Genomic DNA, 18,443 nt, shown 5'->3' with positions numbered 1-18,443 from the left:
CCCTCCCGACAGCCGGTAGGGTGGGGGTTCCCCCCACCTCCCCCCATTTTTCCATTCAAGGACCACGCACATGGCCCCCAAAGTACTCATCTCCGACAAGCTCAGCGACGCCGCCGTTCAAATCTTCCGCGACCGCGGCATCGACGTGGATTTCCAGCCCGACCTGGGCAAGGACAAGGACAAGCTGGCCGAGATCATCGGCAATTATGATGGCCTTGCCATCCGCTCCGCGACCAAGGTCACCGAGAAGATCCTCGCCAATGCGCCGAACCTCAAGGTCATCGGCCGCGCCGGGATCGGGACCGACAACATCGACAAGGAAGAAGCCTCCAAAAAAGGCGTGATCGTCATGAACACGCCCTTCGGCAACATGATCACCACCGCCGAACACGCCATCGCGATGATGTTCGCCGTGGCGCGCCAGATCCCCGAGGCCTCCGCCTCCACCCATGCGGGCAAGTGGGAAAAGTCCAAGTTCATGGGCGTTGAGCTGACAGGCAAGACGCTGGGCGTGATCGGCGCGGGCAACATCGGCGGCATCGTCTGCGACCGTGCGCGCGGCCTCAAGATGAAAGTCGTCGCCTACGACCCCTTCCTCGGTGATGAGAAAGCCAAGAAGATGGGTGTCGAAAAGGTCGAACTCGACGAATTGCTGAAACGCGCCGATTTCATCACGCTGCACGTGCCTTTCACCGATCAGACCGCCAACATCCTCAGCCGCGAGAACCTTGCGAAAACCAAGAAAGGCGTGCGCATCATCAACTGCGCCCGTGGCGGCCTGGTGGACGAGGAAGCGCTGGCCGACATGCTGAAATCCGGCCATGTGGCGGGGGCAGCCTTTGACGTGTTCAAGGTCGAACCGGCCACCGAGAACCCGCTGTTCAACCTGCCCAACGTGGTCTGCACGCCGCACCTCGGCGCTGCCACAACCGAGGCGCAGGAGAACGTCGCGCTGCAGGTGGCAGAGCAGATGGCCGACTACCTGCTGACAGGTGCTGTCAGCAACGCGCTCAACATGCCTTCCGTCACCGCCGAAGAAGCCAAGGTCATGGGTCCCTGGGTCAAACTGGCCGGGCATCTGGGGGCTTTCATCGGTCAGATGACGGATGAACCGATCAAGGCGATCAACATCCTTTACGACGGGTCGGTCGGCAAGATGAACCTCGACGCGCTGAACTGCGGTGTGGTTGCGGGCATCATGAAGCGCGCCAACCCGGATGTGAACATGGTCTCCGCCCCGGTCGTCGCGCGCGAAAAGGGCATCCAGATCAGCACCACCAACCAGGACAAGTCAGGCGTCTTTGACGGCTATGTCAAGGTCACCGTGGTCACCGAGAAACGCGAGCGGTCCATCGCGGGCACGGTCTTTTCCGACGGCAAACCGCGCTTCATCCAGATCAAGGGCATCAACATCGACGCCGAGATCGGCGCGCATATGCTCTATACCACGAACGAGGACGTGCCGGGCATCATCGGCACGCTGGGCCAGACCATGGGCGAGAACGATGTGAACATCGCCAACTTCACCCTCGGGCGCTCCGCCGCCAAGGGCGAGGCCATCGCGCTGCTCTACGTGGACGAGGTCGTGCCGGAACCGGTCATTCAGAAACTGCGCGCAACAGGCATGTTCAAACAGATCAAGCCGCTGCAATTCGACGTGGCCTGACATGCGGTTCAGGGGCGCTCCGGCTGGGGCGCCCTTTTTCGCTCAGGCCGTGCGGTTGCGCAGCACCACCGCAAGAAACAGCAGCATGGCAACGACCGTGATCAGCGAACCGATCTTGGCCAAGGCTTCGGTTCCGCCTGACAGGACAATGGCAATCCCCGGCACCAGCACGACCAACCCGGCCACAGAGACGGCAAAGTGGATCATCGCCAGACGGCTTTGCGCGGCACCGGGTACGGCGTGATAATACAGCGCAAACAGCGTCATGCTGACCCAGCCAATCAGGTTGAGATGCCCATGCGCCGGTGACAGGCCATGATCATGCGTGGCGGACATCTGGATGCCCCAGACCATCCCGACCAGCGCCGAAAGCACCCCCACCAACAGGAAATAAATCGGCAGTCCCTTCATTTTATCCTTCCAGTCAATACAGTTTCGAACACAGTCAAATTCACGACGGCCCGCAAAAGAGGGCTGCCAACCCGGAAGCGGGCAGCAGCCCCCAGAAAGAATGACTTTTTTGTAAATCGTGCCGCCATATTGCCATGATTTTCGGCATATAAAAAATTTATTAAATGTATTATCATTATAGATGACATGAATTTTGGCAGCTTTGATCTGAACTTGCTCCGCGTCCTTGACGCGCTACTGGAAACGCGGTCGGCCACCCGCGCGGGCCAGCGTATCGGCCTGTCGCAACCGGCGGTCTCCGCCGCGCTGGCGCGGTTGCGTGCCGCGTTGAACGATCCCCTGCTGGTCCGGATCGGCCCCCGGCTTGAACCAACCGACTATGCCCTGTCACTTGCCGAACCGCTGCGGACATTGCTGGATCAGACCGAATCGATACTTTCCGGCCCGCCACGTTTTGACCCCGGCATCGCGGACGAGCGGTTTCGCCTGTCGGGCAGCGACTTCTTTGCCGAAATGCTGATGCCGCAGCTGGCAGAGAAACTGGCGCAGGAGGCACCCGGCGTTCGCATACAGCTTGTCGATCTGGTGCCGGACAACTTCGCAGGTGCGCTGGAACGGCAGGATGTCGATCTGGCCATGGTGCCGCAGATGGAAGGCCCGTCCTGGATGGAGTGGCAGCCAATGTTCCGCGCGCGTTTCTCCATGATTGCGCGGCGCGGGCATCCACGGCTGGCGGCCCTGCCAACGCCCGGCGAAATCGACATCGACACCTTTTGCGATCTCGGCCATGTCCTGTTTTCCCCGGAAGGGAACCTTGCGGCGATGAGTGACGCCGCATTGACCAAGGTTGGGCGGCAGCGACGTGTCGTCATGACACTCCCGGTCATGTACGGCGTTTGCAGCGCCGTTGCCGAAACCGATTATGTTGCGGTGGTGCCGGATCAATTGGCCAGAAAGATCAGCACAAAGCTGAACCTCCAGATCCTGCCGCCCCCCGTGGCAATGCCGGAACCGATGATTGGCATGATCTGGCACCGGCGGCGCACCAATGCCGCCGCGCACAGCTGGATTCGCAGTGTCATCGCTGACCTCATGGCGCCGCTTGACGACATCGGGCCAACTGGCGGCCAGACGGGGGCTTTTCTTGCGAACCGGTCTGGGCTACCTGCTGCGCATGACTGATCCCATTTACGCCATCGGCGACATTCACGGCCAGTTGCAGGAATTGCAGCGCGTTCTCTCCCTGATCGAAGCCGACGGCGGCGCCGATGCCCAGATCGTCTTTCTGGGCGATTACACGGACCGTGGGCCGGCCAGCCGTGACGTGCTCGACCTGCTGATCGACGGGCAACGCGCCAACCGGCGCTGGACCTTCATCAAGGGCAATCATGACCGCATGTTCGAATGGTTCATGCAGGACTACCCCCAGCACGAGGCCTATCTGCCGATAGAACTGTACTGGCTGCACAGGCGGCTGGGCGGCGATACCACGCTGGCGTCCTACGGGATCGACTTCGGCTCAAAAAACCGGATGCTGGACGTCCACGAAGCAGCGCGACGGGCCGTGCCACAGAGCCATCTGGATTTCCTCAAGGGGCTGGCCCTCAGCCATGAGACAGACGCGCTGTTTTTCTGCCATGCCGGCATTCGGCCCGGTGTCCCGCTGTCCCGGCAGGACGAGGAAGACCTGTTGTGGATTCGCAAGGAGTTCCACGAATACCCTGACCCGCATCCCAAGCTGATCGTGCACGGGCATACGCCGGTCTCGGCGGCACGGCATTATGGCAACCGGATCAACCTCGACAGCGGCGCGGGCTATGGCGAGCCGCTTACCGTCGCGGTGTTCGAGGGACGCGAATGCTGGACCCTCGGGCCGGAGGGGCGCAGGGCTCTCACGTCCTGATATCAAGCCCCTGTCGTACCGGGTCCGACAGGCGGCGACCGCCAAAGCGCCCCGCCTCGGACTGGAACCGCCGAACGCCTGCCGCGCTATGCGCTCTCGGGACACTGGCGATGCGATTGGCCGCGGGTTAACGGCCGGACGCGGTAAAGGGTGGCGCAATGGTCGTGGAGTCTCATGAGCTGATTCAAACATGCCGCGAAGTGCCAAAGCGGCCCCGGTACTTTTGCCTGCTCCATCCTCCGACTCTTTGCAAATGAAGACATGTCATTTTTGACATGTCTTCATTTGCAAATCAGAGCGGCGCGCATGTCGGTCAAAAGTCGGGCCCGGTTTTGAGCGCCTCGGAAATGCAGCGTCAACGGGTTGGAGCGTGTCCTGTATGCTCGGGCGAATGCGGCGCACTCTGGATTAAGAAAAAATTATTGTTTTTTAACAAAGCCTTGCGTAACCCATGGGTTACCGGCCCTGCTCCGTCCAGTCCAGCACGACCTTTCCGGATTGACCCGATTTCATCGCGGCAAACCCGGCCTCGAAATCATCAACGCCAAAGCGATGGGTGATGATGCCCGAGACATCCAGCCCATTTTCCAGCATCGCGATCATCTTGTACCAGGTCTCGAATATCTCGCGGCCATAGACGCCCTTGATCGTGATCGCCTTGAACACGATGCGGCTCCAGTCTACGGGGCTTTTTCCGGGTGGGATGCCCAGCATGGCAATCCGCCCGCCCATGGTCATGGCCTCGACCATCTGATCCAGCGCAGCCTGTGACCCCGACATTTCCATGCCGACGTCGAAACCCTGTTTCATCTTCAGCCGCGCGATGACATCGCCCAGGTCTTCCTCGGCCACATTCACCGGCACCACATCCGCAACCTTGGCCGCCAGTTCCAGCCGCGCCGGATTGATATCCGTAATCGCCACATGCCGCGCCCCCACGTGCCGCGCCACCGCCGCCGCCATGATCCCGATCGGCCCTGCCCCGGTGATCAACACGTCCTCGCCCACCAGATCGAAACTCAGCGCCGTGTGGACAGCGTTGCCCAAGGGGTCAAGGATCGCGCCGATGTCGTCGCTGATTGTATCGGGCAGCGGCACCACGTTGAATGCGGGCAGCTTAAGGTATTGCGCAAAAGCCCCCTGTTCATTCACGCCAATCCCCCGCGTTGCCGGGTCCAGGTGAAACTTGCCCGCCCGAGACTGCCGCGATTGCGTGCCGATCAGATGCCCCTCGCCCGAACAGCGCTGGCCGATCTCCAGCCCTTCCACGTCGCGGCCGATCTCGACAATCTCGCCCGCGAATTCATGGCCGGTGATCATCGGCACGGGCACGGTCTTTGCCGCCCAGTCGTCCCAGTTCCAGATATGGATATCCGTACCGCAGATGCCGGTCTTGTTGATCCTGATCAGCACGTCGTCGGGGCCAATCTCCGGCACCGGGGCATGGGTCATCCACAGACCCTCGCGGGCGTGCAGCTTGCTCAGCGCCTTCATCTCGTTGGTCATGCCAACACCCCACAGGCCTTGCCCGCCACCTCGAACGCCGCCAGCGCGCGGTCCAGCTCATCGCGCGTCAGTGCCGCATTCATCTGGGTGCGGATGCGCGCCTGTCCGCGCGGCACAACCGGAAAGAAGAAGCCGCTGACATAGACGCCTTCGTCGAACAGCTTCGCCGCCATGTCCTGCGCCAGCTGCGCCTCGCCCAGCATGACAGGGACGATGGGGTGCTCGCCGGGCAGCAGGTCAAAGCCCAGCCGCTCAAGACCCGCACGCCAATAGGCGGTGTTCTCGAACAATCGCGTGCGCCGGTCGTCGCCCGCCTCGACCAGTTCCAGCGCCTTGAGCCCGGCCATGACGATGGCAGGCGGCAGCGAGTTGGAGAAAAGATAGGGCCGCGCACGTTGGCGCAGCAGGTCGATCACCGGTTGCGGCCCGGCAATATAGCCGCCGATGGCCCCGCCCAGCGCCTTGCCCAACGTCCCGGTAATCAGGTCCACATCGACCCCGAAATGGGCAGGCGTGCCGGCACCCTTTGGCCCCATGAAACCCGTGGCATGGCAATCGTCCACCATCACCAGCGCCTCGTATTTCTCTGCCAGCACGGTGATTTCCGGCAGCTTCGCCAGATAGCCGTCCATGCTGAACACACCATCCGTCGCGATCAGGATGAACCGCGCGCCGTCCTCTCGGGCCAGTTTCAATTGCCCTTCGAGATCATCCATGTCGCTGTTGGCGTAACGATACCGCCTGGCCTTGCAAAGCCGGATGCCGTCGATGATGGAAGCATGGTTCAGCGCATCCGAGACAATCGCGTCTTCCGGTCCGAACAGCGGTTCGAACAGACCGCCGTTTGCATCGAAACAGGCGGCGAAGAGGATGGAATCATCCTTGCCCAGAAAGGCCGCCAGCTTCTGTTCAAGTTCGCGGTGGATGTCCTGTGTGCCGCAGATGAACCGGACGGAGGCCATGCCGAACCCCTTGGGGCCCATCGCATCCTGTGCCGCCGCGATCAACTCGGGGTGGTCGGCCAACCCCAGGTAGTTGTTCGCGCACAGGTTGATAACGGAGTGCCCGCCCACATGGATTGTCGCGGCCTGGGCGGAGGTGATCATCCGCTCTTTCTTCATCATGCCGTCCGCATCAATCTGCGTCAGGATGTCTTCGATATGGGTCAGATAGGCCTCGGTCATGTGCATGTCCTTTTCCTTGCTCTAACATGGCGCATCACGGCACAAAACCAAAATTTCCAATATTTAGGAAATTTTCTTTGATAGCGGAGGGAGGCCGTGCCGCCTCAGGCGTAGTGAACAACCAGAAACGCCCGTGCCGGACCTTCATGTGCGGCGATGCAATGATTCACGTCCGCAGGATAGCGGGCGGTGTCGGATGTGTTCAGCACCTGCGCGCTGTCCCCGCTGGTCAGGCTGACGCGGCCTTCGATCACGGTCAGATGTTCGCGCGCGCCCCGCGCATGCGGCTGGCTGTCCAGCGCTCCACCGTCAGCGATGTAAAGATCGTAAACCTCATGTCTGCCCGCCTCCTCCGGCGGAGAAAGGATACGAATCCGACAGCCGGAGCCAAGGTTGTTGATGGCTGGCACATCCTGAGCCCTGAGCAGTTCAATCCGGGAAACCTGCGGCGCGCTGTCCAGCAGACCCGCGAAATCGACCTGCAAGGCGCGGGTCAGGTTCCACAGCGTCGCGATGGTGGGCGATGATTCGCCCCGCTCGATCTGGCTGACCATGGACCGGGACACGCCCGACAGTTTCGCAATCGCCTCAAGCGACAAGCCCTGCCCCAGCCGCGCCTGTTTCAGGCGGGCAGGCAGTTGGGTCAACATTGTGTCAGAGCTTTCCGTCATGACGGAGGAATTGACCGCGCCCCGGCGAAAGTCAACAACCGTCCACTGCGCCAGAGATAGAATTGACGTGAGGTCCCGGCAGGCTCACCCTGACATCAGGCCAGAGCTGCGGCATATTCAGGCAAACATCAAAGGGACCGTCATGACACAAGACATCGTTATCCTCGGTGGCGCTCGGACCGCCATCGGCACCTTCGGCGGGGCGCTGGCCGACACACCCCCCATTGACCTGGGGACAGCTGTGGCCAAGGCCGCGATGGCACGCGCCGGGGTCGCGCCTGATCGCATCGGGCATGTCGCCTTTGGCAATGTCATCAATACCGAACCGCGCGACATGTACCTGTCGCGGGTCGCTGCCATGCAGGCGGGTGTGCCCGATGTTGTTCCGGCGATGAACGTGAACCGACTGTGTGGCTCGGGCGTGCAGGCCATCGTGTCGGTCGCGCAGTCGCTGATGCTGGGCGATGCGGAATTCGGCCTTGCCGGTGGGGCAGAGAACATGTCGCGGTCGCCATATCTCCTCCAGAACGCCCGATGGGGTCAGAAGATGGGCGATGTCAAATCGCTGGACATGATGCTGGGAACATTGAACTGCCCCTTTGGCAGCGGTCACATGGGCATCACTGCGGAGAATGTGGCGGCAGAGCATGGGATCAGCCGCGAGGACATGGACGCCTTTGCACTGGAGAGCCAGCAAAGGGCGGCAGCGGCCATCGCGGCAGGGTATTTCAAGGAACAGATCACGCCCATCGACGTGCGGTTCAAGCGCGACACGGTCGCATTCGAGGTTGATGAACACCCCAAGGCCACCTCGGCAGAGGCGCTGGCCGGTCTGCGCGCCGCGTTCAAGGACGGCGGCAGCGTGACGGCGGGCAACGCCAGCGGGATCAACGATGGCGCGGCGGCGGTTGTTCTGGCCACCGCGGGTGCGGCCGAGAAATCCGGCCTCACTCCCCGTGCGCGGATCATCGGCTATGCCCACGCCGGGGTAAGGCCCGAAGTGATGGGGATCGGCCCGGTGCCGGCAGTCGAAAACCTGCTGGCGCGGACCGGGCTGAAGGCCAGCGATTTCGACGTGATCGAAAGCAACGAAGCCTTTGCATCGCAGGCGGTGGCGGTTTCGCGCAAGCTTGGCTTTGATCCTGCAATCGTGAACCCCAACGGCGGCGCGATTGCATTGGGCCACCCCGTCGGGGCAACCGGTGCGATCATCACGGTCAAGGCGATGTACGAGCTTGAGCGGATCGGCGGCAGGCGCGCCCTGATCACCATGTGTATCGGCGGCGGTCAGGGGATCGCATTGGCCATCGAGCGGATGGGCTGATCAGGCAGGGGTCACGCCGCCTGGATCACCGGGCGCTTGTTCAGATGGTCAACGCCCTGCGCAATCTCGTCCCGCAGGACGCCGGGACGGGGCTTGTCCTTTAGCGTGGTAAACCAATGCTCCGGCGGGTTCCTGCCCCGCCGGTTGCCATCGAAGCGCAGCGCGCGCAGCACGGCTTCGGCAGGCGCTGGCAAGAGATCGGGCAGCGCATGATCATTCAGAATACCCCAGATGCCTGCCCACATCCGGCCAACTGACCAGGGATTATATCCGCCCCCGCCCAGAACCAGCAGTCGCGGGGCAAGCCCCCTGATGGCGCGCAGGACTTCCCAATGGGCATTGTTGCTGAGTTGCATGTGCGACAGCGGGTCTTCCTCCAGACCATCGGCACCGCATAGAAATACGATGGCGTCGGGCTGAAAAGACAACAGGCGCGGGACCAGGAATTCGTCTCTGACAAAGGCCATTTCGGTATCGTTGAACCCGCGCGGCACCGGCAGGTTAAAGGCATTTCCGCCGCCGTCGTTCTCCAGCGGGCCGGTGCGGGGCCAAAGGCGCGCTTCGTGGACGGAGATCATCAGGCAGTCCGGATCACCGCCAAAGCCGACCTCCACCCCATCCGGGTGGTGCGCGTCTATATCGACATAGGCGATCCGCCGCACCCCATGATGCCGCAGAGACAGCATCGCCAGAACCGGGTCGTTCAGATAGCAAAAACCGTTGGCGCGGTCCGGCATCCCGTGGTGCGTGCCGCCCGCCGGGCTATAGACCATCCCGCCATGCTTGAGCAGTTCACCGGCAAGGATCGAACCGCCCGCCGCCGTTGCCGGTCTGCGAAAGATCTCTGGAAAGACCGGGTTCGTCACGCTGCCGATGTCATGGTTCTCGAAATCTGCCGGGGTCGCGGCCTGCTCTTTCTCAATCCGCTGGAGTGCCGCGATATAGCGTGGGGTGTGCCAGCGGGTCAGCGCTGCGGGCTTGGCGCGGGGCGATCTGATGAATTGACTTGCATCCAGCCAGCCCAGCGCCCGCACCAGATCCATGACCGTGGAAACGCGCGGCACCCGCAAAGGGTGCCAGCGACCGTATGTCGATTGGCGGTAAATGTCGTGACCGATGAACAGCGGCTGCCTCATCGGCCAAATCTAATCTACTGCGGGACAAATGCCATCTATCTGTCGGGCAGAAACGAAAAAGGGCACCCGAAGGTGCCCTGATCCTATCATTCGGAACCAACTCTTAGCGAGAGCCGTTCAAACCTGCGGCGGCTTCTGAAACCATCTGATCAAGGTTCTGATCGCAGGCCACAACGAAATCTTCCATCGCGTCGTCGGTCATTCTGGCCATATCCGTGCCTTCAGACATATCTCCGTCTTCCCGCGCTTCATCGCTTTTCGTGGTGCTGTCGACAACCGAACCTTGTTCGGCTGAATCTGTCGCTTCATCAGCGGTTACTGATTCTCCGGTGTCTTCGGTCGCCGTTGCGACACCTTCGACGCTGCCCATCGTGCTCTCATCGAGTTCGGCAATCGCCATGGAGGCAACCGTCATACGATCTTCGGCATCGAGTGCCTTCCACTCCGCGCAGGTCATTGATGCGCTCATGTGCGCAGCGGCAAAGGCGGGTGCTGCAACGGTGCCCATCAGGCTCGCAGCGGCGATTGTTTTTACGACAAAGTTCATAATCATACTCCTTCATTTACTGTTGAAGGACTAACATTCGCGGCGGCGGGCAGTTCCGGGGTGGCACCGCACAATCCGGCGACACTGGCCGGAAATGCCTCTCAAAGTGCTGTTTTAATTTGTTATTTTTTCTTAATTTTTCTGTCGTTTTGAAGAACACAACTTTTTGACCCTATGTCACAGGACATTGAAGGGCCGTGTTTTTTCCGATCTGACAGCCGCATGCAACACGCTGACCTTATCCACTGGACGGTTTCGATCACTGCGCATAACCTTCGAAAAAATGGTCAGATATACATTCAAAAGATTGCTCTCCCTGCTGCTGAGCCTTGCGGTCGCTTCGCTGGTGATCTTTGCCGTGATCGAGGTGGCACCCGGTGATCCCGCGTCCTTCATGCTGGGCATGAACGCGCAGCCTGAAACCCTTGCTGCGCTGCGCACTGAGCTTGGCCTGGATGCATCGAAAGGCGCGCGATACCTGTCCTGGGTTGGTGGCATGCTGACCGGCGATTTCGGCACTTCCTATACCTACCGCACCCCGGTGATCGGAATGGTGGCAGACAGGTTGTGGGTTTCCCTGCCGCTTGCGCTTTATGCCCTCGCGCTCAGCACAATTGTGGCCTTTCCCGCCGGGCTTTTTGCCGCGTCGCGCCGGGGACAGGCGGGTGACATCGGGGTGATGGGGGCCACGCAGCTTGGCGTCGCCATCCCGAACTTCTGGTTTGCGATGATGCTGGTCCTGATCTTTGCCATCAACCTGCGCTGGTTCGCCGCCGGTGGCTTTGTGGGATGGGACAAGGGGTTCTGGGCCGGGATGCACGCGCTGACCCTGCCTGCCGTTGCCCTTGCCCTGCCGCAGGCGGCGATCCTGGCGCGGGTCATGCGGTCTTCGCTGCTGGATGTGCTGGGCGAGGATTTCATGCGGACCGCCCGCGCAAAGGGGCTGACAGAGCGGCAGGCATTGTGGCGGCACGGGTTGCGCAATGCGCTGATTCCGGTGCTGACCATCATCGGGCTTCAGTTCTCCTTCCTGCTGGCGGGGTCCATCATCATCGAACAGGTGTTCTACCTGCCGGGGCTGGGGCGGCTGGTGTTCCAGTCCATTTCGGCAAGGGATCTGATTGTCGTGGAATCAGTGGTGATGCTTTTGGTCTTTTCGGTCATCGTGGTGAATTTCCTGGTCGATCTTGCCTATGCCGCCGTTGACCCAAGGCTGAGGTCGCGGACATGAGGCGGAACCTGATCCTTGGCGGGATGCTGTCGGCGCTCTTTGTGCTTGCGGCGCTGATCAGCTTTTTCTGGACGCCCTATGATCACGTGGCGCTGGACATACCGAACAAGCTGCAAACACCCAATGCGGCGCATCTGCTGGGCACCGATCATTTCGGGCGCGACATTCTGAGCATGATCATGGTCGGCGCGCGTACCTCTATCGCGGTGGCGCTGGTGGCTGTGGGGATCGGCATGGGGCTGGGCATTCCGCTGGGCCTCTGGGCCGCCGCGCGGCAGGGCAGCTGGCTGGACGAGCTGATCATGCGTGGCAACGACCTGGTCTTTGCCTTTCCCAGTATCGTCATCGCGATCCTGATCACCGCAATCTTCGGGGCAGGCGCGATCAACGCGATCATTGCGATCGGCATTTTCAATATTCCGGTCTTTGCCCGGATCACACGCGGCGCGGCCCTGTCGCTGTGGCAGCGGGAGTTCATCCTTGCCGCGCGGGTGGCGGGCAAATCGGCGGCGCGCATATCGGTCGAGCATATCCTGCCCAATGTCACCAACCTGCTGATTGTGCAGGGCACCATCCAATTCTCGCTGGGCATCCTGGCAGAGGCGGCGCTGAGCTATGTCGGCCTGGGCGCGCAGCCGCCGACACCCTCCTGGGGGCGGATGCTGGCCGATGCGCAGACGCTGGTCAGCATCGCGCCGCATATGGCGCTGGTGCCGGGCTTTGCGATCATCCTGACGGTGCTTGGCCTGAACCTGATGGGCGACGGGTTGCGCGATGTCCTCGATCCGCGGCTGCGGGTGGTGCGCGCATGAGTCTGCTGTCGATCCAGAACCTGTCCCTGTCGATCTATGGAGTCGATATTCTGCGCGATGTCACCCTGTCCGTCGAAGAAGGCGAGATTGTCGCGATCACCGGGGAAAGCGGATCGGGCAAATCCATAACAGCGCTGGCCAGCATGCAACTGCTGCCCAAGGGAACACAGACAAGGGGGCGGGTCATGTTCCGGGGCCAGGACCTGACGCAGCAGGACGAAGCCAGCCTTTGTGCGCTGCGGGGCAATGACATCGGCATGGTATTCCAGGAGCCGATGACCGCGCTGAACCCGGTACAGACCATCGGGGCGCAGGTCGCCGAGACGATCCGCATCCACGACCGCAGCGTCTCGCGCGCCGCCGCTGAAATCCGCGCGGCAGAGACCTTGACGCGTGTGGGCCTGCCGCAGGACCGGTTCCCGCTTGGCCGCTATCCGCATGAATTGTCCGGCGGCCAGCGCCAGCGCGTGGTGATCGCCATGGCCATAGCGCTCCAACCCCGGCTGCTGATCGCGGATGAACCGACTACGGCGCTTGATGTGACAACCCAGGCGCAGATCCTCGACCTGCTCAAAAATCTGGCCCGCGCCGACGGCATGGGCCTGATGATGATCACCCATGACCTTGCCGTGGTGGCCGACATGGCAGACCGCATCGTCGTCATGCGTGAGGGCGAGGTGGTGGAAGAGGGCGAAACCACCCATCTGCTGCGGCACATGAACCACCCCTATACCAAGATGCTGTTCGCCGCCTCCGGCCATCAGGTCAACCTGCCGGAGGTCACAGCGCAGCCGCCGCTGCTTGAGGTCACGCACGTCAGCCGCGACTACCGTTTGCCGCGCAAGACCCTGTTCGGCCCGGCGGGGCACTTCCGCGCGGTGGATGACGTGTCCTTTACCATCCACCGGGGCGAGCGGCTTGGCCTTGTCGGGGAATCCGGCTGCGGCAAATCCACCCTGACCCGCGCGCTGCTGGGGCTTGAGCGGGTTCAGGCAGGTACGATCACGCTGGATGGCGCGCCGGTCTTTTCCGGCAATGCGCCCAACCTTGCAGTGCGGCGCAAGATGCAGGTGGTGTTCCAGGACCCTTTCGGCAGCTTCAATCCCCGGCATCGGGTGGACCGTCTGGTGACGGAACCGTTTCACCTGCTGCCCGACCCGCCAACCGGCGCAGACCGGACACGGGCGATTGACGCGGCGCTGACCGCCGTGGGGTTGGCCCCGGCGGATGCCCGTAAGTACATCCACGAATTCTCAGGCGGGCAGCGGCAGCGGATCGCCATTGCCCGCGCGCTGATCATCCGGCCCGAGCTGATCCTGTTCGACGAGGCGGTCAGCGCGCTGGACGTTTCGGTGCGCGCGCAGATCCTCGACCTGCTGGCCGATCTTTGCGGCACCTATGATCTGACCTATCTGTTCATCTCGCATGATCTGTCGGTGGTACGGACCGTGACCGACCGGGTGCTGGTCATGCAGGCGGGCAAGATTGTCGAGGAAGGGCCGACCGAACAGACCTTTGAAAACCCGCAGCACCCCTATACCCGCAGTCTGATCGACGCGGCACCGGTCCTGCCGGAAATCCACGCGGCGGAATGACGGCCAGGATTTCCATAACCCCGGTGCCCGAAGCGCGCCGCGCGGTCCTTGACGGGATGGCCCGCAGCTATTTCCGGGAGGTGCTGCCAAATGGTCCGGCCTACTTTCCCAATGCGCTGGACCGCTATTGGATCGAACCGGGCCGCCATCCCTATATGATTGAACGGGACGGTTTGCCCATCGGCTTTGCCCTGGTCTGGAACCACCCCGACGGCACCCATGAATTGACCGAGTTCACCATCCTGCCCGCCCACCGCCATCAGGGCATCGGCACCCAGGCCGCCGAAATGATATTTCTTGCGCTGGGCGGGGACTGGGTGCTTGGCGTGGCAAAGAACCCGGCGGGGGCGATGGATTTCTGGCAACAATGCCTCGAAGCCTGCGAGGGTGTCTGCGAAATCGCGCCCCGCCCGCCGAGGACGGCCAGTCAGGCGGGAAGTTTCTCTTTTCGCGTCGAACGCTGAGCGGGCTTGGCAAGCGTTCCGACAGGCGGCACAGTAGGGTCGTGATCCAGCCAAAGGAGCCCATGCCATGAGATTGACCGGAAAGACAGCCATCATCACCGGCGGTGCCTCCGGGTTCGGGGCCGGCATCGTGCGCCGTTTCCTGCAAGACGGTGCGCGCGTCATGATCGCCGATCTGAACGGCTCTGCCGCAAGCGATCTCGCGCGGGAAATGGGCGATCACGCCATGGCACAGACCGTGGACGTCAGCGATGGCCTTTCCGTCAACGACATGTGCCGCACTGCGGTCGAGGAATGGGGCCATGTGGACATCCTGATCAACAATGCCGGTGTGACCCACCTGCCGACCCCGCTTGATGAAGTGTCCGAAGAGGATTTTGACCGGGTGTTCAACGTGAACATGAAGTCGGTCTATCTGACCGCCCGCGCATTGGTGCCGCATATGAAGGAACGTGCGTCAGGTGCGATCCTCAACATTGCCTCCACCGCCGGTGTCTCACCCCGTCCGAACCTGAACTGGTACAATGCGTCGAAGGGATGGATGATCACCGCGACCAAGACGATGGCGGTAGAGCTTGCGCCCAAGGGCATCCGGGTGAACGCGCTGAACCCTGTCGCTGGGGAAACGCCGCTGCTGAAAAGCTTCATGGGCGAGGACACGCCGGAAATTCGGGCCAAATTCCTGTCCACCATCCCGCTTGGCCGGTTCTCGACCCCGCAGGACATGGGCAATGCAGCACTGTTCCTGTGCTCGGACGAGGCCAGCATGATCACCGGTGTCGCCATGGAAGTTGACGGCGGCCGCTGCATATGAGTTGTACCGCCTGACCTTGCGACTTCTGAACACCCCGAACCAAAGCAGGCGCGCGCCATGAACATCGGCCCCAGAAACCTTATCACGGATGTCCCCGGCCTTTGGGTCGGCAACGCGCAGGACGAGGTGCTGAAATCCGGCACCACCGTGGTTGTGGGGGATGCACCTTTTACCGCGTCGGTACATGTGATGGGCGGTGCCCCCGGCACCCGCGAGACCGATATGCTCGCCCCGGACAAGACCGTCGAAGCGGTGGAGGCGCTGGTGCTCTCGGGCGGCTCCGCATTCGGGCTCGACGCCTGTTCCGGCGTGGTTGACGGGTTGCGCGCGGCGGGGCGCGGGTTTCAGGTGGGCGGTGCCGTCATCCCGCTGGTGCCGGGGGCGATCCTGTTCGACCTGCTGAATGGCGGGAACAAGACCTGGTGCGACAACCCGTACCGCGCGCTGGGGCGGCAGGCCTTCGACGTCGTCGCGCAGGATTTTGCACTGGGCACAATCGGTGCAGGCACCGGAGCGCTGAGCGCGATGATGAAGGGGGGTCTTGGCTCTGCCTCTCTTGTGCTGCCGGATGGCAGTACAGTGGGCGCGCTGGTCGCCGCCAATCCGGTCGGGGCTGTGACCACGCCGGGGGACCGGCATTTCTATGCCGCACCCTTCGAGATTGCGGGCGAATTCGGCGGTCTGGGGCCAGATCCTGCCAGCGGCCTTGGCATGACGCTGGACAGCCGGAAGATGCGCGCGCAGTCGCCGCGCGAAAACACCACCATCGCGATTGTCGCCACCGATGCCGCGCTGACCAAGGCGCAGTGCCACCGCGTTGCTGTTGCGGCACATGACGGCATCGGGCGCGCGACGGTCCCGGCGCATACGCCCCATGACGGCGATCTTGTCTTTGCGCTCAGCACCGGGGGCGGCACCGCCGGTGACGTCATGATGATCGGCCATGCCGCCGCCTTGTGCCTGTCCCGCGCCATCGCGCGCGCCATCTTTCACGCGTCGCCGCGCCCCGGTGACCTGCTGCCCTGCTGGAGCGATCTGAATGCCTGACCTCGTGCTGAACGACCTGTCGCTGCATTACGAGGTCGAGGGCAACGGGCCGCCGCTGGTCCTGCTCGCAGGCATGCTCAGCGACAATGCCGCCTGGACACCCCTTGTGCCGCTGCTGCGCGACAGGTTCACGGTGATCCGCCCGGATAACCGCAGCACCGGGCGCACAACGCCAAAGGATGCACCGGCAACAATGGACCTGATGGTCCGCGACGTGATCGCGCTGATGGATCATCTGGGGCATGCCCGATTCAATGTGGCAGGACATTCGATGGGCGGGCTGATGACGCTTGAGCTTGCCGGTCTGTTCGCGGACCGGGTTGCAACCGCAACCATCATGGCCTCCGGTCGGGTGCGCAGCCCGCGCACAACGGCGGTGTTCGACGCGCTGCTGGCGATCCGCCGGATGCCAAAGGGCGAGGAAGCATGGCTGCGCGCGCTCTACCCCTGGATCTTCGGGCCTGCGTTCTTTACCGATCCCGGAAATGTCGGCGCCGCGCTTGAAGCCGCTTTGGCCTATCCCCATGCACAATCCGCCGAAGCGATGGCGCATCAGATGGACGCGTTCAGTAAGTTCCGACCAGAGGCGGGCCTTGCAGACATCACCTGCCCGACGTTGATCTTCTATGCCGCGCAGGATGTCCTTGTGCCGCCCGCATTGGCGAAACCGGGTTTCGACGGCATCGGGAACAAGACCGAAATCACCATTGAGAATGCCGGTCACTCGATCATCTGGGACGCGCCAAAAGATGTGGCATCCCGGCTGCTCGATTTCCTTTCAGAGCATTCGATCAGATAGCATCCGGCTGGTGCGGTGGCGTGGCCTGCTCCAGCGCGGGGATCGCCATGCAATTTTCGTGGATCCGCAGGATGTTCGGGCAGTTGCTCATGTCCACCCTGAACCGCACGTTGTTCAAAACCTGCGCATAGAGGCACAGATCGGCCAGCCCCACGGTATCGCCATGGCAGAATTTTCCGGTCTCCGGCTCTGCGGCCAGCCGCGTCTCAAGCGCCTGCATGCCCGCCCCGGCCCATTTGCAGAACCACGCAGCCTTGCCCGCCGCATCCACGCCGAATTCAGCCTCAAGATGCTGGAGGATGCGCAGATTGTTGACCGGGTGGATGTCCAGCGCGACGATCTGCGACAGGCTGCGCACCCGCGCCCTGCCCCAAGGATCAGCCGGTAAAAGCGGCGGTTCGGGATACACCTCGTCCAGCCATTCGAGGATCGCCAGCGATTGCGGCAGCGCGCCCTGCGGCGTTACCAGCGTCGGGACCAGCCCCGACGGGTTCAGCGCCAGATGTTCGGCGCTGGTTTGCTCTCCCTTCAGCAGGGCATGCGGCACGTAGTCATAGTCGAGCCCCTTGAGGTTCAGCGCGGCCCGGACCCGCACGGAGGAGGAGGACCGAAAATAGTTATGCAGGATCAGATCGCTCATGCGCGCGCGCCGATCGTGACTTCCAACTCGCCGATGCCCTCGACTCCGCCAGTGATCACGTCACCGGTGACCACAGCCCCCACGCCAGCGGGCGTGCCGGTCATGATCACGTCACCCGGTGCCAGCACCATGGCATGGCTCAGGATCGAGACATGTTCACGCACCGACCAGATCAGATCGGACAGGTCCGCGTCCTGCTGAACCTTGCCGTTCACGGCCAGCCAGATGCGCCCCGTCTCGACGCTGGGGACATCCGCCAGTGGCTTGATCGGGGCAATCGGTGCGGAGTCGTCGAATGCCTTGCCCCAGTCCCAGGGACGGCCCATATCCTTGGCCTCGGTTTGCAGATCGCGGCGCGTCATGTCCAGACCCACGGATGCGCCCCAGACATGATCCATCACGTCAGCTTCGGCAATCCGCACGCCGCCCTTGCCGATGGCAATAATCAACTCGATTTCGTAATGCAGATTTTCCGTCAGCAGCGGATAGGGGATCGTGCAGGGCGTATCCAGCGCCGCATCTGCGGGCTTTGTGAAAAAGAACGGCGCCTCGCGTGTCGGGTCCTTGCCCATCTCGCGGGCATGCGCTTCGTAGTTTCGACCGACGCAGAATATCCGCCGGATCGGAAACCGGGCTTCGCTGCCCTGAACCGCAAGGCTGGCTTGCTTGGGGGGATCAATTACATACATGGCA

The 18,443-nt window shown here is 62.4% G+C and carries 19 protein-coding genes; 11 read left to right on the top strand and 8 right to left on the bottom strand.

Annotation, left to right across the window (positions count from 1 at the left end; translation table 11 throughout):
• Positions 1-70: 70 nt before the first annotated feature.
• Positions 71-1,666: a phosphoglycerate dehydrogenase gene (gene serA, locus A8B82_RS21180; protein ID WP_067297090.1), complete on the top strand. Its 1,596-nt coding sequence runs from the start codon at positions 71-73 to the stop codon at positions 1,664-1,666.
• Between the two features lie 42 nt (positions 1,667-1,708).
• Here serA and A8B82_RS21175 read toward each other — a convergent pair whose 3' ends face one another.
• On the bottom strand, positions 1,709-2,077 hold the full coding sequence (locus tag A8B82_RS21175) for a hypothetical protein (protein ID WP_067297087.1): 369 nt from the start codon (positions 2,075-2,077) through the stop codon (positions 1,709-1,711).
• A gap of 186 nt (positions 2,078-2,263) precedes the next feature.
• Between A8B82_RS21175 and A8B82_RS21170 the strand changes: the two genes are divergently transcribed.
• Positions 2,264-3,259: a LysR family transcriptional regulator gene (locus A8B82_RS21170; RefSeq protein ID WP_067297084.1), complete on the top strand. Its 996-nt coding sequence runs from the start codon at positions 2,264-2,266 to the stop codon at positions 3,257-3,259.
• Positions 3,252-3,980 (top strand): metallophosphoesterase family protein, encoded by a 729-nt coding sequence (locus A8B82_RS21165; protein ID WP_067297102.1) that lies wholly within the window; start codon positions 3,252-3,254, stop codon positions 3,978-3,980. The genes A8B82_RS21170 and A8B82_RS21165 overlap by 8 nt, the downstream gene beginning before the upstream one ends.
• Before the next feature lie 456 nt (positions 3,981-4,436).
• On the opposite strand, the gene tdh is transcribed toward A8B82_RS21165, so the two are convergent.
• The 3 genes from tdh to A8B82_RS21150 all read right to left on the bottom strand — a co-directional run bounded on the left by tdh (position 4,437) and on the right by A8B82_RS21150 (position 7,341).
• Positions 4,437-5,486: an L-threonine 3-dehydrogenase gene (tdh, locus tag A8B82_RS21160; protein WP_067297081.1), complete on the bottom strand. Its 1,050-nt coding sequence runs from the start codon at positions 5,484-5,486 to the stop codon at positions 4,437-4,439.
• The gene (locus A8B82_RS21155) at positions 5,483-6,670 is read right to left on the bottom strand and encodes a glycine C-acetyltransferase (protein WP_067297100.1); all 1,188 of its coding nucleotides are present in this window, start codon (positions 6,668-6,670) and stop codon (positions 5,483-5,485) included. The genes tdh and A8B82_RS21155 overlap by 4 nt, the downstream gene beginning before the upstream one ends.
• 104 nt (positions 6,671-6,774) lie before the next feature.
• Complete coding sequence (locus tag A8B82_RS21150) at positions 6,775-7,341, bottom strand: helix-turn-helix domain-containing protein (protein ID WP_067297079.1); 567 nt, start codon at positions 7,339-7,341, stop codon at positions 6,775-6,777.
• A 142-nt stretch (positions 7,342-7,483) separates the two neighbouring features.
• Here A8B82_RS21150 and A8B82_RS21145 point away from each other — a divergent pair, with 142 nt between their 5' ends.
• Positions 7,484-8,665, top strand: a complete 1,182-nt coding sequence (locus tag A8B82_RS21145; protein ID WP_067297077.1) for an acetyl-CoA C-acyltransferase family protein — start codon at positions 7,484-7,486, stop codon at positions 8,663-8,665.
• An 11-nt stretch (positions 8,666-8,676) separates the two neighbouring features.
• On the opposite strand, the gene A8B82_RS21140 is transcribed toward A8B82_RS21145, so the two are convergent.
• Both A8B82_RS21140 and A8B82_RS21135 read right to left on the bottom strand, forming a co-directional pair.
• Positions 8,677-9,801 (bottom strand): acetoin utilization protein AcuC, encoded by a 1,125-nt coding sequence (locus A8B82_RS21140; protein WP_067297074.1) that lies wholly within the window; start codon positions 9,799-9,801, stop codon positions 8,677-8,679.
• 103 nt (positions 9,802-9,904) lie between these two features.
• Positions 9,905-10,348 (bottom strand): hypothetical protein, encoded by a 444-nt coding sequence (locus A8B82_RS21135; protein ID WP_082899414.1) that lies wholly within the window; start codon positions 10,346-10,348, stop codon positions 9,905-9,907.
• A gap of 283 nt (positions 10,349-10,631) precedes the next feature.
• On the opposite strand from A8B82_RS21135, the gene A8B82_RS21130 reads away from it, so the two are divergent.
• From A8B82_RS21130 to A8B82_RS21100, 7 genes are all read left to right on the top strand, one after another.
• Positions 10,632-11,579, top strand: coding sequence for an ABC transporter permease (locus tag A8B82_RS21130; protein WP_067297093.1), 948 nt, complete (start codon positions 10,632-10,634; stop codon positions 11,577-11,579).
• A complete protein-coding gene (locus tag A8B82_RS21125) occupies positions 11,576-12,391 on the top strand; it encodes an ABC transporter permease (protein WP_067297072.1) in 816 nt (271 codons plus the stop codon). Before A8B82_RS21130 ends, A8B82_RS21125 begins: the two co-directional genes overlap by 4 nt.
• Entirely contained in the window at positions 12,388-13,986 is a 1,599-nt protein-coding gene (locus tag A8B82_RS21120; protein WP_067297069.1) for an ABC transporter ATP-binding protein, read from the top strand. Before A8B82_RS21125 ends, A8B82_RS21120 begins: the two co-directional genes overlap by 4 nt.
• On the top strand, positions 13,983-14,450 hold the full coding sequence (locus tag A8B82_RS21115) for a GNAT family N-acetyltransferase (RefSeq protein ID WP_067297066.1): 468 nt from the start codon (positions 13,983-13,985) through the stop codon (positions 14,448-14,450). Before A8B82_RS21120 ends, A8B82_RS21115 begins: the two co-directional genes overlap by 4 nt.
• A gap of 67 nt (positions 14,451-14,517) precedes the next feature.
• The gene (locus A8B82_RS21110; protein WP_067297064.1) at positions 14,518-15,264 is read left to right on the top strand and encodes an SDR family oxidoreductase; all 747 of its coding nucleotides are present in this window, start codon (positions 14,518-14,520) and stop codon (positions 15,262-15,264) included.
• 57 nt (positions 15,265-15,321) lie between these two features.
• On the top strand, positions 15,322-16,311 hold the full coding sequence (locus A8B82_RS21105; protein WP_067297061.1) for a P1 family peptidase: 990 nt from the start codon (positions 15,322-15,324) through the stop codon (positions 16,309-16,311).
• Positions 16,304-17,110 carry an alpha/beta fold hydrolase gene (locus A8B82_RS21100; RefSeq protein WP_067297058.1) on the top strand — a complete coding sequence of 269 codons (807 nt, stop codon included), beginning with the start codon at positions 16,304-16,306 and terminating at the stop codon, positions 17,108-17,110. The genes A8B82_RS21105 and A8B82_RS21100 overlap by 8 nt, the downstream gene beginning before the upstream one ends.
• On the opposite strand, the gene maiA is transcribed toward A8B82_RS21100, so the two are convergent.
• Together maiA and A8B82_RS21090 are read right to left on the bottom strand one after the other, a co-directional pair.
• Complete coding sequence (maiA, locus tag A8B82_RS21095; RefSeq protein WP_067297055.1) at positions 17,103-17,750, bottom strand: maleylacetoacetate isomerase; 648 nt, start codon at positions 17,748-17,750, stop codon at positions 17,103-17,105. The two genes, A8B82_RS21100 and maiA, sit on opposite strands and share 8 nt — an antisense overlap.
• The gene (locus tag A8B82_RS21090) at positions 17,747-18,439 is read right to left on the bottom strand and encodes a fumarylacetoacetate hydrolase family protein (RefSeq protein WP_067297053.1); all 693 of its coding nucleotides are present in this window, start codon (positions 18,437-18,439) and stop codon (positions 17,747-17,749) included. Before A8B82_RS21090 ends, maiA begins: the two co-directional genes overlap by 4 nt.
• Between the last annotated feature and the right edge of the window lie 4 nt (positions 18,440-18,443).

The sequence above is a fragment of the Sulfitobacter sp. EhC04 genome, assembly GCF_001650875.1.
GTDB lineage: Bacteria > Pseudomonadota > Alphaproteobacteria > Rhodobacterales > Rhodobacteraceae > Sulfitobacter.
The sequence above is the reverse complement of the archived record's forward strand: the minus strand, read 5'-3'. Positions and strand labels throughout refer to the sequence as shown.

What these genes read in the sequence shown, in the direction of transcription:
- A8B82_RS21125 (WP_067297072.1), top strand. Translation starts at nt 11,576, where the DNA reads ATGAGGCGGAACCTGATCCTTGGCGGGATGCTGTCGGCGCTCTTTGTG.
- maiA (WP_067297055.1), bottom strand. Translation starts at nt 17,750, where the DNA reads ATGAGCGATCTGATCCTGCATAACTATTTTCGGTCCTCCTCCTCCGTG.
- A8B82_RS21145 (WP_067297077.1), top strand. Translation starts at nt 7,484, where the DNA reads ATGACACAAGACATCGTTATCCTCGGTGGCGCTCGGACCGCCATCGGC.
- A8B82_RS21135 (WP_082899414.1), bottom strand. Translation starts at nt 10,348, where the DNA reads ATGAACTTTGTCGTAAAAACAATCGCCGCTGCGAGCCTGATGGGCACC.
- serA (WP_067297090.1), top strand. Translation starts at nt 71, where the DNA reads ATGGCCCCCAAAGTACTCATCTCCGACAAGCTCAGCGACGCCGCCGTT.
- A8B82_RS21170 (WP_067297084.1), top strand. Translation starts at nt 2,264, where the DNA reads ATGAATTTTGGCAGCTTTGATCTGAACTTGCTCCGCGTCCTTGACGCG.
- tdh (WP_067297081.1), bottom strand. Translation starts at nt 5,486, where the DNA reads ATGACCAACGAGATGAAGGCGCTGAGCAAGCTGCACGCCCGCGAGGGT.
- A8B82_RS21105 (WP_067297061.1), top strand. Translation starts at nt 15,322, where the DNA reads ATGAACATCGGCCCCAGAAACCTTATCACGGATGTCCCCGGCCTTTGG.
- A8B82_RS21150 (WP_067297079.1), bottom strand. Translation starts at nt 7,341, where the DNA reads ATGACGGAAAGCTCTGACACAATGTTGACCCAACTGCCTGCCCGCCTG.
- A8B82_RS21155 (WP_067297100.1), bottom strand. Translation starts at nt 6,670, where the DNA reads ATGACCGAGGCCTATCTGACCCATATCGAAGACATCCTGACGCAGATT.
- A8B82_RS21110 (WP_067297064.1), top strand. Translation starts at nt 14,518, where the DNA reads ATGAGATTGACCGGAAAGACAGCCATCATCACCGGCGGTGCCTCCGGG.
- A8B82_RS21100 (WP_067297058.1), top strand. Translation starts at nt 16,304, where the DNA reads ATGCCTGACCTCGTGCTGAACGACCTGTCGCTGCATTACGAGGTCGAG.
- A8B82_RS21090 (WP_067297053.1), bottom strand. Translation starts at nt 18,439, where the DNA reads ATGTATGTAATTGATCCCCCCAAGCAAGCCAGCCTTGCGGTTCAGGGC.
- A8B82_RS21165 (WP_067297102.1), top strand. Translation starts at nt 3,252, where the DNA reads ATGACTGATCCCATTTACGCCATCGGCGACATTCACGGCCAGTTGCAG.
- A8B82_RS21130 (WP_067297093.1), top strand. Translation starts at nt 10,632, where the DNA reads ATGGTCAGATATACATTCAAAAGATTGCTCTCCCTGCTGCTGAGCCTT.
- A8B82_RS21120 (WP_067297069.1), top strand. Translation starts at nt 12,388, where the DNA reads ATGAGTCTGCTGTCGATCCAGAACCTGTCCCTGTCGATCTATGGAGTC.
- A8B82_RS21115 (WP_067297066.1), top strand. Translation starts at nt 13,983, where the DNA reads ATGACGGCCAGGATTTCCATAACCCCGGTGCCCGAAGCGCGCCGCGCG.
- A8B82_RS21140 (WP_067297074.1), bottom strand. Translation starts at nt 9,801, where the DNA reads ATGAGGCAGCCGCTGTTCATCGGTCACGACATTTACCGCCAATCGACA.
- A8B82_RS21175 (WP_067297087.1), bottom strand. Translation starts at nt 2,077, where the DNA reads ATGAAGGGACTGCCGATTTATTTCCTGTTGGTGGGGGTGCTTTCGGCG.